General features: G+C 74.7%; 11 protein-coding genes. 6 read left to right on the top strand and 5 right to left on the bottom strand.

Going from position 1 to position 9,940, the window contains the following annotated elements:
- Window positions 1-280: 280 nt before the first annotated feature.
- Entirely contained in the window at window positions 281-463 is a 183-nt protein-coding gene (locus Acit_RS09600) for a hypothetical protein (protein WP_248108486.1), read from the bottom strand.
- Between Acit_RS09600 and Acit_RS09595 the strand changes: the two genes are divergently transcribed.
- Window positions 441-1,604 carry a hypothetical protein gene (locus Acit_RS09595; protein ID WP_248108484.1) on the top strand — a complete coding sequence of 388 codons (1,164 nt, stop codon included), beginning with the start codon at window positions 441-443 and terminating at the stop codon, window positions 1,602-1,604. The genes Acit_RS09600 and Acit_RS09595 overlap by 23 nt on opposite strands.
- A 177-nt stretch (window positions 1,605-1,781) precedes the next feature.
- Here the strand turns inward: Acit_RS09595 and Acit_RS09590 are convergent, their stop codons facing one another.
- Both Acit_RS09590 and Acit_RS09585 read right to left on the bottom strand, forming a co-directional pair.
- Window positions 1,782-3,071: an MFS transporter gene (locus tag Acit_RS09590; protein WP_248108482.1), complete on the bottom strand. Its 1,290-nt coding sequence runs from the start codon at window positions 3,069-3,071 to the stop codon at window positions 1,782-1,784.
- 191 nt (window positions 3,072-3,262) lie between these two features.
- A complete protein-coding gene (locus Acit_RS09585; RefSeq protein ID WP_248108480.1) occupies window positions 3,263-4,468 on the bottom strand; it encodes a MarP family serine protease in 1,206 nt (401 codons plus the stop codon).
- 187 nt (window positions 4,469-4,655) lie between these two features.
- Between Acit_RS09585 and Acit_RS09580 the strand changes: the two genes are divergently transcribed.
- Window positions 4,656-5,228 (top strand): COG4315 family predicted lipoprotein, encoded by a 573-nt coding sequence (locus tag Acit_RS09580; protein ID WP_248108472.1) that lies wholly within the window; start codon window positions 4,656-4,658, stop codon window positions 5,226-5,228.
- Between the two features lie 109 nt (window positions 5,229-5,337).
- Here the strand turns inward: Acit_RS09580 and Acit_RS09575 are convergent, their stop codons facing one another.
- Window positions 5,338-5,976 carry a hypothetical protein gene (locus tag Acit_RS09575; protein WP_248108496.1) on the bottom strand — a complete coding sequence of 213 codons (639 nt, stop codon included), beginning with the start codon at window positions 5,974-5,976 and terminating at the stop codon, window positions 5,338-5,340.
- A gap of 132 nt (window positions 5,977-6,108) precedes the next feature.
- On the opposite strand from Acit_RS09575, the gene Acit_RS09570 reads away from it, so the two are divergent.
- Entirely contained in the window at window positions 6,109-6,357 is a 249-nt protein-coding gene (locus Acit_RS09570; protein WP_248108470.1) for a hypothetical protein, read from the top strand.
- A 9-nt stretch (window positions 6,358-6,366) separates the two neighbouring features.
- Here Acit_RS09570 and Acit_RS09565 read toward each other — a convergent pair whose 3' ends face one another.
- Window positions 6,367-7,758 carry a chloride channel protein gene (locus Acit_RS09565; RefSeq protein WP_248108468.1) on the bottom strand — a complete coding sequence of 464 codons (1,392 nt, stop codon included), beginning with the start codon at window positions 7,756-7,758 and terminating at the stop codon, window positions 6,367-6,369.
- Between the two features lie 116 nt (window positions 7,759-7,874).
- On the opposite strand from Acit_RS09565, the gene Acit_RS09560 reads away from it, so the two are divergent.
- From Acit_RS09560 to Acit_RS09550, 3 genes are read left to right on the top strand one after another with little or no spacing between them, the layout of a single operon-like run.
- Window positions 7,875-8,324: a MarR family winged helix-turn-helix transcriptional regulator gene (locus Acit_RS09560; protein ID WP_248108466.1), complete on the top strand. Its 450-nt coding sequence runs from the start codon at window positions 7,875-7,877 to the stop codon at window positions 8,322-8,324.
- Complete coding sequence (locus Acit_RS09555; protein ID WP_248108464.1) at window positions 8,324-9,562, top strand: amidase family protein; 1,239 nt, start codon at window positions 8,324-8,326, stop codon at window positions 9,560-9,562. The genes Acit_RS09560 and Acit_RS09555 overlap by 1 nt, the downstream gene beginning before the upstream one ends.
- Window positions 9,546-9,926, top strand: a complete 381-nt coding sequence (locus tag Acit_RS09550; protein WP_248108462.1) for a carboxymuconolactone decarboxylase family protein — start codon at window positions 9,546-9,548, stop codon at window positions 9,924-9,926. Before Acit_RS09555 ends, Acit_RS09550 begins: the two co-directional genes overlap by 17 nt.
- Window positions 9,927-9,940 lie beyond the last annotated feature (14 nt).

The following is a 9,940-nucleotide window of genomic DNA, read 5'->3' as shown; positions in this document are numbered from 1 at the left end:
CGATCCCCAAACGGATCGCGTAGACAGCAACGACACCAGCCAACAGCTCAACCACCCAGGTCAAGGCCCTACAGTGCTGAATCGGAGGCGTAACTTCGGGTTAGCAGGTGCCCTGAACCGCTGATCGGACAAGCGGAAAGCCCCTGCCGCTGCTGTCACCCGGTCGGCAACGCGATGGGGCCGCCAATCGACAAGCCCGGCCAACGCTCGGCCTCCCCACGGCCCCGAGCTGCCCTTCACGCAACAGGCTCGGGTACACCGGCTACGGGTACGGCTACAGCTACGCGTTCGGGTACGGTTCGTGCCCGCCGGCTCCCACCCCCACGACGCCGACGGTCCCGCCTGCGCCGTCGGGTGCCCAAGGAGCCCAGAGCGGGACCTCCTCGTCCCAGTCGGGAACGGCCACCGCGTCGACCACCGACCCGACGACGAACAGCAGCGTGCGGGCCAGCGCCACCGGCATCGGTGGCCTGACCGTCTCGTACTTCACGGGTGACCCCGAGAGCCAGACCCCGACCTTCAGCAGCATCACGCCGAGCGGGGTGCTCTACTTCGACCTCCGGGTGTCCCCGACGAACACCTTCACGTCCGTCACCTTGGACGAGTGCGCGGCGAACGTCCAGCCGGCCCTCGACTACTACGACCCGACGACGGGGACCTGGCAGGTGATCCAGGGAGCGAGCCTGGTGACCCAGAACGGGCAGTCGTGCGTGCAGTTCGTCTTCACCACGACGACCACCCCCTCCATCGCCGACCTGACCGGAACCCAGTTCGCGGCCCCCGTGGTGACCACCCCGACCCCAACGCCGACGCCGAGCACCCCGACCCAGGGCTACTGGGAGGTGACGTCGGCCGGTGACGTCTACACCTTCGGGAGCGCCACCTTCCACGGATCGACCGGCAACCTCGTGCTCGACAAGCCCGTGGTCGGCGCCGTGGCAGACCGGGCGACGGGTGGCTACTGGCTGGTGGCACAACACGGCGGGGTGTTCAGCTTCGACGCTCCCTTCGAGGGCTCCCTCCCGGCCTTGCCGGCTTCTGCGCAGCCCCATGTGCCTGTGGTGGGCATGGCAGCGACCCCCGATGGCCAGGGCTACTGGGAGGTGACGTCGGCCGGTGACGTCTACACCTTCGGTGACGCCCAGTTCTACGGCTCCCTGGGCAACGTCCGGCTGGCTGCCCCGATCGTCGGCATCGCGGCGGCTCCGAACGGCCAGGGCTACTGGCTGGTCGGCGCAGACGGTGGGGTCTTCGCCTTCGGCGACGCCAGCTACCAAGGGTCGCTCCCCGGCTTGCACATCCAGGTGCACGACATCACCGGTATCGCCGCCGACCCGAACGGCGGCTACTGGCTGGTCGGTTCCGACGGCGGGGTGTTCAGCTTCGGTGGTGCCGCCTACCACGGTTCTCTGCCTGGCCAGGGCGTCACGGTGAACGACGTGGTGGGTATCGCCGCTACTCCCCACGGCAACGGGTACCGCCTGGTCGGGGCCGACGGTGGGGTCTTCGACTTCGGCTCGGCCCAGTTCGAGGGCTCCATCCCGGGCCTGCCCGCCTCGGTGCGGCCGCCGGTGCCGACGGTGGGGATCGCCACCGCGAGCTGAACACGATCCCGACCAGAACCTCCGAGGGAGCCCCGGTCAATGACCGGGGCTCCCTCGCGTCAGAGACTCCGCACCTCGACCTCCCTTGAGACCCGTCAACGCGGCACCACCGCTCGGTGGATCCTCGGCGTCGGCGACCCTCCAGAGGGAGCGCCAGCCCGCTCGCGGTGCTGACCCCTACCCCTCCGCGCTCCGCCGCACGGCAGCCCGGGCGGGCCGGCCCTGCTCCTCGGGGGGCGGGGCGTGGCGGAAGGCCAGGTAGTAGCTGAGGGTGTTGGCCCCCATGAAGACGGCGGCCCCGACGATGGGGATGTCCACGAAAGTCCCCATGATCGCCCCTCCGACCACCGGGCTGATGGAGGAGGTCACCATGGAGGGCAGGGTGCCGAGGGCGGCCACCGTGCCCCGGCGCCGCTCGTCGGCCACCCCCATGGTGTAGGACTGCCGGGCCGGGATCCCGAGGCTGTTCGCCACGGTCCGCAGGGTGAGCAGGACGGCGGCGACGACGAAGGTCGGGGCGGGGGCCATGCCGATGAGCAAGAGGACCGACAGGCCCCGGGTGACGGCCACCGTCCGCACCGCCCCCAGCCTTGCCGTCAGGCGGTCGGCGCCGAGGTAGGGCAGGGCGCTCAGGAGGTTCACCACGGTGAACACCAGGCCCACCTCCGCCGAGCCCACCCCGAAGCGGACGTGGAACCAGTAGGTGAGCAGGGGGCCGAGGAACCCGAAGCCGAAGCCGTTCAGGGCGTTCGTCAGCCCCAGCCGGCCGATGAGCTGCCGGGTCGAGAGGCCCCCCGGTGAGCCCTGCTCGGCGGTCCCTTGGCTGGCCGCTCCCTTCGTCGGGCCCTCCCCGGCGGCGGCCTCTGCCGCCAGGGCGGCGCTCCCCGCGCCCTTCCGGGGCCAGCCCGGTCGCGGTTCCCGCAGGGGGAGGCTGACGAGGACCACCACCAGGGAACAGAGCGCGCCGAGCACGAACACCAGGCGGTAGCCGGTGTCGACCGAGAGCCCGAGGCCGTGCAGGGCGGCCGGCAGGCCAGCCACGAGCGAACCGGCGGCGGCCGCCAGCACCCCGAGGAGGCCCAGGCGGGCGAAGGCCCGGGTGCGCTGCGCCGGGGGCACCGAGGCGGCCAGGAGCGGCTGCTCCGCCGGGAAGAAGGGCCCGAACGCCCCGCCGCTGCCCGCCCCGCCACCTCGACCGATGCCGCCCAGGCCGCTTGCCACGGCGGCCACCGCCACGTTCGTCGAGCCCGCCAGGGCCAGAGCCCCGAGGACCCCGAGCAGGCCCACCCCGATGAGGACCGGTCGGCGCCCGATCCGGTCCCCCACGATGCCGACCGCGGCCACCAGCCCCGCCCCGAGGAAGCTCCCGGCCGTCAGCACCGCCCCGACCGTGGTCGAGGAGAGGTGCTGGCGGGCCAGGTAGAGGGGGAAGACGACGGTTAGGAAGGCGGTGGCGAAGCTCCGCACGGCCCGCCCGGCGTAGAGCCAGGGCAGGTTCCCCTCGCTGCCCCCGCCCTGGGCGGGCGCGGACGCGCTGGCTGCTGGTCCTCGTCCCTCGATGTCGCGAGAGTCTAACTACCGGGGGTCCGGGTCCCGCCGGGCGAGCCGGGCTCCAACCTGGACACGGACACCGCCAGGGGCGGGTCGGACCGGGCTGGTCAGATGCAGCCCTGAGTCGAGACCGGGGCGCTCGCCGTCTCCCCGGCGGCCACCTCCGGGGCGACCTCGTGGGCGGTCAGGGCGAAGCCGGTGTCCGACGAGCCGACCTCCCGGGCAAAGACGATGCCGTCCACCTGGCCCTGGGGGTCCAGCAGGGGCCCCCCGGAGTTCCCCGGCTCGACCACCGCCCGCAGGGCGTAGATCTGCCGGGTGACCTGGGCGTCCTGGTAGATGTTCGGGCCGGTCACCGTCTCGGTCTCCCGGATCCGGGCCGGCACGGGGGTGAAAGGCCCGTTCTCGGGGTAGCCGACCACCTCGGCGTTGGCCCCCGCCGGCTGGGACCCGGCGAAGTGCAGCGCCGGGAGGCCCAGCCCGGGCACGGCCAGGACGGCCACGTCGACGTCGGGGTTGTAGTAGACGACGGTGGCCGCCTCGTCGATGACCCGCCCGGCCCCGTTCTGCACGATCCGCACCTGCCGGGCCCCGGCAACGACGTGGGCGTTCGTCACGATCCGGCCCGGGGCCACCACGAAGCCGCTGCCCTCGCTCTCCTGGGAGCACTCGGGCTCGAAGGCCAGGATCTTCACGATGCTCGGGGCGTCCGCGCTGACGACCGAGGCCGGCACCGCCCCGGGGGTGGGCGGCGGGGTGGGCAGCACGGTCGTGATGCCCAGGTCGTTGAAGATCGGCGGGAAGTCCCGGTCCTCGACCACCCGCAGGAAGCCGGAGAAGTCCTCGCTAACGGTCGCCGGCATGGCCTGGTCGATGTGCTGGAGGATGACCGAGTCCTGGACCTCCCTCGTGAGCGCGCTCGGCGGCAGGTCGGCCACCGCCAGGGCCAGCACCCAGAGGACGAACAAGAAGGCCGCCAGCGCCCCGGCCGCCCCGGTGACGGCGTCCATCCGCCGCACCGCCCGGCCGACTGCGCCCCGGCCCATCCGCCGGCGGACCGCCGTCGCCAGGCCCACGGCGACCTCCTGGAGCACCACGGCGATGACCACCACCGAGACGATGGCCACGATCCGCTCGGCGGTCCCCGAGGTGAAGAGCCGGGCGAGGGGCGGGGCGACCGCCACCCCGAGCCAGAGCCCCCCGACCAGGCCGACGATGCTCGCCACGGTCACCACCAGCCCGTTCCGGTACCCGCGGACCGCGAAGAGCACCCCGAGACCCAGGATCACCAGGTCGAGCCAGTCGCCGTGCACGTCCCTCCTCGACCTCCCTCTCCTCGGACGCCCCCCGGCAGCCCGCCTGGTCACGGCCGCGCCGCAGCATCATGCCAGGCGCCTCCCCGCACCGGGGGGCTCCCCGCCCCCGCGTCGGACCCGACCCCGGTGCCGGCCATCCTGGGTCGTTGTCGCCGTTCCCCTGCGTCGTGCTAGGAAACAGGGCATGGCCTGGACCTCGACCGCCCAGACGCGCAGCGCCAGTCGGACCTCTCGCCTCGCCTGGCGCCTCCCGGTCGCCGGGGCCCTGCTCGGGGTGGCCCTCGGGGCCGCGGCCTGCAGCTCCTCCACCCCGGTCTCCTCCGCCACCGTCAGCCCCTCGGCCAAGGTGGCGGCGGTCGAGTCGGCGAAGCTCGGTCACCGCATCCTCACCGTCGACGGCCGGGCGGTCTACGTCCACCTCACGACCGGTGGCGTCACGGCCCCCTGCACCGGCGCCTGCATCGACGTCTGGCCCCCAGTCGACGTCTCGGGGGTCCCGAGCGTCCAGCCCGGGGTGCACCCTTCGCTGGTCGGGGTGACCGCAGTGGCCGGGGGGACGAAGATCATGACCTACGACGGCCGGCCTGTCTACTACTTCAGCGGCGACGACTCCCCGACCCCCACCGGGGTCGGCATCACCTCCTTCGGCGGCAGCTGGTACGCGGTCTCGGTCTCGGGCGCGCCCATCGACGCCGCTGGGGTCGAGGTCACCGGCTCCGCCGCCAGCAGCGCCTCGAGCGCCGGCCCCAGCTACTGAGCCACCGAGCCGACCGGCCCAAGCCTCCCCTGGGGGCCCGGTCCGACCGGCCTCCCCGACCAGCCGGACCGGGCCCTCCGCACGGGGTTCCCCGCCTTGCTCCCCCTCTTCAGCCGATCGTCCCGGCGCTGACGCCGCCGGCCCCCTGGCCGGTCACCACCAGCTGGCCTGGCCCAGCCGCCGCGCTCGACGCCAGGGCCCCGTCGACCGCCCCGAGGACCTGGCGGGACACCGCGCCGGCCGTGCCCTCGGCCGTCCCGACCAGGCGGGTCGCCGCCGCCCGGGCCTGAGCGACGGCGGCACTGGCCCGGGCCTCGGCCGATCGCACCCGATCGGCGACCTCGCCGAGGAGCCCGGTCGCGCTGGTCGACCCCCCGGTCAGCCGGAGGCCGCCGGAGGCGGTGACCGCCGTTCGAGCCCGGCTCGTCGAGGTCCCCGGCACTGGCTCCCCGGTGGGCTCCGCGGCCTGCGCCGTCCCCTGCCCGGCTGCGGCCCCCCGAACCGTGGCCTGGCCACCGGCCGAGGGCCCACTGGCCGAGGGCCGGCTCGCCGAAGACCCGCCGGGCACCGGCGCAGGGGTCGTCGGCGAGACCGCCGGCGCGCTCGACTCGCCCCTCGCTCCGCCCCGTCCCTGGGTGGTCCCGTGGGCGCTCAAAGCCCCCACCGCCCCGGCAGCCCCCGCCCCGACCGCGGCTGCCAGGGCCACCTTGGCGCTCAGCTGGCCGATCAGCATGCTCCGCATCACCATGGGTCCGTCCTCCCATCCACGATAGCCGCCATCCGTAGCGACTCACTCACCCTCTGTGAATGGCAGTGGGCGGGGCGTCTTGCACAACATCGGATCAAGGGCACCGGCGGGGGTTCGGCCTACGCTGCGCGGGTGGCCACTCGTCTACTGCAGGTCCTTTTGGACGAGGAGCTCTGGTCCCGACTGGTGGACGAGGCCAGTCGCTGCGGCGTCTCCGTGGAGGCCCTCGTGCGAGAAGCCGTCGTCCGGCGCCTTGCCGCAGCCCGAGACCACCGTCGAACCGCCCTGCAGGCCGTCGTGAACGCCGAGCCGATGGAGGTGCCGGAACTCGCTGTCCTGCGGGACGAGCTGGGGCGCCTGCGGGGCGGCAAGCGTTGCTGACCTCCGGGCTCAGGCTGCCGGGCCTCGCCGGGGCCAGAGCCGAAGGGTCGGGACCTGGACGGTCTCGTCCTCGGCGCGCTCGGCGGCCACCAGGGGCGACTGGGCGTCGAACACCACCCGGAGACCTCGGCGGGCCAGCTTCTCGGTCATGATCCGCTCGTCGAGCAGCGCCTCGGCCACCACCTCGGCGAACGCGGTGGCCAGCAGCAGGGGGAGGAGGAGGTGGAAGCCGCCGGTGACCTCAGCGGCGAAGACCACCCCGGTCAACAGGGCCCGGGCCCCGACCCCGAAGGTGACGCCCATGCCGACCAGGGCGAAGGCCCCCGGCGCCAGGTGCCAGCTGGGCACGAGCCGAGCGAAGCCGCTGCCGACCAGCTCGCCCATGGTGGCCCCGATGAGGAACATGGGGGCCAGGGTGCCCCCCGAGGTGTTCGAACCGAGGCCCAGCCACCACGAGACGGTCTTGCCGACGAGGAGCACCGCAGCCACCCCGAGGGCGAAGCGGTCGTTCACCGCGTCGGTGATGGCCCAGTAGCCCACCGAGAGGGAGCCGGGGACCGCCAGCCCGACCAGGGCGTACCCCAGGGCGCCGAGCACCGGGTGGAGCCACTCGGGGACCGGCAACCGGCGGAACCCCGCCTCGACGGCCACCAAGCCCTTGTTCAACACGACCGCCAGGAGCCCGGCGACGAGCCCGAGGACGGCGAAGAACGGCAGCTGGCGGGCCGGGACGGCCAGGTCACGGGCCAGGGGGAAGAGTGGGTGGGGCGAGATCAGCACCTCGTGGAGGGCGCTCGCCACGGCGGTCGCCGCCACCAAGGGGAGCAGGGCCCGCAGGGACCGCTCGAAGAGCAGCAGCTCGAAGGCGAGGACGACCGCCGCCACCGGCGTGTCGAAGACCCCGGCCATCCCCGCTGCGGCCCCGCAGGCCAGCAGGATGCGCCGCTCGGCCGGACTGACCGGCAGGAGCTGGCCGAGGAGCGAGCCGATCGCCGAGCCGGTCACGATGATCGGCCCCTCGGCCCCGAAGGGCCCGCCGGTGCCCATGGCCACCGCGGCCGACAGGGGCTTGGCCAGCGCGGTCCGGGGCCGGACCCGGCTCTGGCGCAGCAGGATGGCCTCGATGGACTCGGGGATCCCGTGGCCCTTGATGACCGGGCTCCAGAAGGCCAGGCCGGCCACCACCAGGCCGCCGGCCAACGCGATGGGAATGAGCCACGGCGAGGGGTGGTAGTGCCGGAGGTCGGGCAGGCCGAAGCCCACCCGGTGCAGGAGGGCCAGGTTCGAGAGCAGCCCGACCAGCCGGACCACCACGAAGGCCGCCACCCCGCCGACCCCGCCGAGCAGCAGGCCGAGCCCGAGCAGCAGGAGCATGCGCTGTGGCGAGGTGCCCAGGCTCACCTCGCCCTCGCGCCACCGAGTCGCCCACCCCCTCTTCCCCGCCTCGCCGGCTCCTCCGGGCATGGCCCCCGGGTTCGTCCCCATCCACCCTCCACAGATCCTGCTACGATCATATCGTGCCACGATATGATGTGCCGGATGAAGTGTACCGGCAGCTACTGGCCTTCCGGACCGAGCTGCGCCGTTTCCTGCGCTGGAGCGAGACCCAGGCCCGCCGCCAGGGCCTGACCCCGGCCCAGCACCAGCTCCTCCTGGCCATCCGGGGGAGCCCCGACCCCGCCGGCCCGACCCTCGGGGAGGTCGCGGAGGCCCTGCTCCTTCGGCACCACTCGGCGGTGGGCCTCGTGGACCGGGCCGAGACGGCCGGGCTCTGCACCCGGGAGCGGGACCCCGAGGACCACCGGGTGGTGCGCCTGCGCCTGACCCCCGAGGGCCGACGGCGCCTGGCGGCCCTCTCGAGCGCCCACCTCGAGGAGCTCGCCCGTCTGGCCGGTCGGATCCCCCAGGTGGCCGAGGGGCTCGGATCCCCAGCGCCGGGGCCCCGGACGCGTCAGGCTGGGGCCTGATGCCGCCAGACCTGGGTCCCCGCCGCACCTACCTCGCCCGCCTGGACCCGCCCGGGCGGGGCCTTCGGGTGGCGGTGAAGGGCTGCGTGGCCGTCCGGGGCCTGCCCACCACCTCGGGTTCGGCGGCCCTGGCCGCCCGGGCCCGCCCCGAGGCGGCCGACGCCGCCTGTCTCGCGGGGGTCCGGGCCGCCGAGGCCGCCGGGCGGGCCCGCCTCGTGGGGGTCACCACCCTCCACGAGCTCTGCTTCGGGGTGACCGGCATCAACGCCTGGGCCGGCACGCCCCGCAACCCCCTGGACCGTCGCCTCGCCCCCGGGGGGTCCTCGAGCGGTTCGGCGGCCGCCGTCGGGGAGGGCAGCGCCGAGGTGGCGATCGGCACCGACACCGGCGGGTCGGTCCGCATCCCCGCGGCCTGCTGCGGGGTGACCGGCCTGAAGACCACCCGGGGGCGCCTCCCCCTGGAGGGCGTCCAGCCCCTGGCCCCGAGCCTCGACACCCTCGGCCCCCTGGCACCGGACTGCGGCGGGCTGGCGGAGGCCATGGCCCTGCTGGACCCCGCCTTCCCCGAGGAGCTGGCCACCGCCTGGCAGCGGGTCCGCGAGGGCCGCCTGCGGGTCGGCCGGCTCGACCTGCCCGCCGACCCGCTCGTCGACCAGGCCTGCGACCGGCTGCTCGCTCGGCTCGGCCTCGAGACCCGCCCGCTCCATCTGGCCAGTTGGCGGGCCGCCGACCAGGCGGCGCGGGTCGTCCTGCTCAGCGAAGCGGCCGCCACCCTCGACCCGTTGCTCGCCCCGACCGGCGTGGGTCCCCCCGGCGTGGGTCCCGACGTCGCCGAGCGGCTCGAACGGGCCCGGCGGGTCCGCCCCGAGGACCTCGAGGCGGCCCGCCTCACCGCCGGCATCTTCGCTGCCGAGCTGGCCGGGGTCCTCGCCGACGTGGACCTCCTGGCCCTGCCGACCCTGGCCGGGCCCGTCCCCGAGGTGACCGACGCCGCACGGCTCGACGAGCTCCGCCTCACCTTGCCGGCGAACCTCGCCGGCCTGCCGGCTTTGGCCCTGCCGGCCCCCGCTCGCCAGGGCCCGCCGGCCAGCCTCCAGCTGCTCGCCCCCCGGGGGGCCGACGCCTTGCTGGTGGCCGTCGGCCTGGCCCTCCAGGACCTCCGGCTCCCCCGCCTCGGCCGGATCGGCCGGCCGCTAGCCTCGGCACCGAAAGGGAGGCGCCATGGAGAAGCCCAGTGAGCTGCTCGCCGACCTCGCCGGCCTGGGCCGGCAACTCCGGGAGCACGTCCCCGCGGTCTACGAGGCCTACGGCACCCTTCACCGGGCGGCCATGGCGGACGGGGCCCTGCCGGCCCGCACGAAGGAGCTCATCGCCCTGGCCATCGCCGTCACCCGGGAGTGCGACGGCTGCGTGGCCAGCCACGCCCGGGCGGCGGCCCGCCGGGGGGCCACCACCGAGGAGGTGGCCGAGGCCATGGGGGTGGCGATCCTCATGAACGGCGGGCCCGGCACCGTCTGGGGCCCCAGGGCCCTCCACGCCTTCGAGGAGGCCAAGGCGGCCATGGGGGCCGGCCCGAATCCCGCTGCCGGGGAGGCCCAGTGAGCACCAGCGAGGCG

The sequence above is a fragment of the Aciditerrimonas ferrireducens genome (genome assembly GCF_023130475.1).
GTDB lineage: Bacteria > Actinomycetota > Acidimicrobiia > Acidimicrobiales > UBA8190 > Aciditerrimonas > Aciditerrimonas ferrireducens.
The sequence above is the reverse complement of the archived record's forward strand: the minus strand, read 5'-3'. Positions and strand labels throughout refer to the sequence as shown.

What these genes read in the sequence shown, in the direction of transcription:
- Acit_RS09600 (WP_248108486.1), bottom strand. Translation starts at nt 463, where the DNA reads ATGCCGGTGGCGCTGGCCCGCACGCTGCTGTTCGTCGTCGGGTCGGTG.
- Acit_RS09555 (WP_248108464.1), top strand. Translation starts at nt 8,324, where the DNA reads ATGCCGCCAGACCTGGGTCCCCGCCGCACCTACCTCGCCCGCCTGGAC.
- Acit_RS09575 (WP_248108496.1), bottom strand. Translation starts at nt 5,976, where the DNA reads ATGGTGATGCGGAGCATGCTGATCGGCCAGCTGAGCGCCAAGGTGGCC.
- Acit_RS09580 (WP_248108472.1), top strand. Translation starts at nt 4,656, where the DNA reads ATGGCCTGGACCTCGACCGCCCAGACGCGCAGCGCCAGTCGGACCTCT.
- Acit_RS09550 (WP_248108462.1), top strand. Translation starts at nt 9,546, where the DNA reads ATGGAGAAGCCCAGTGAGCTGCTCGCCGACCTCGCCGGCCTGGGCCGG.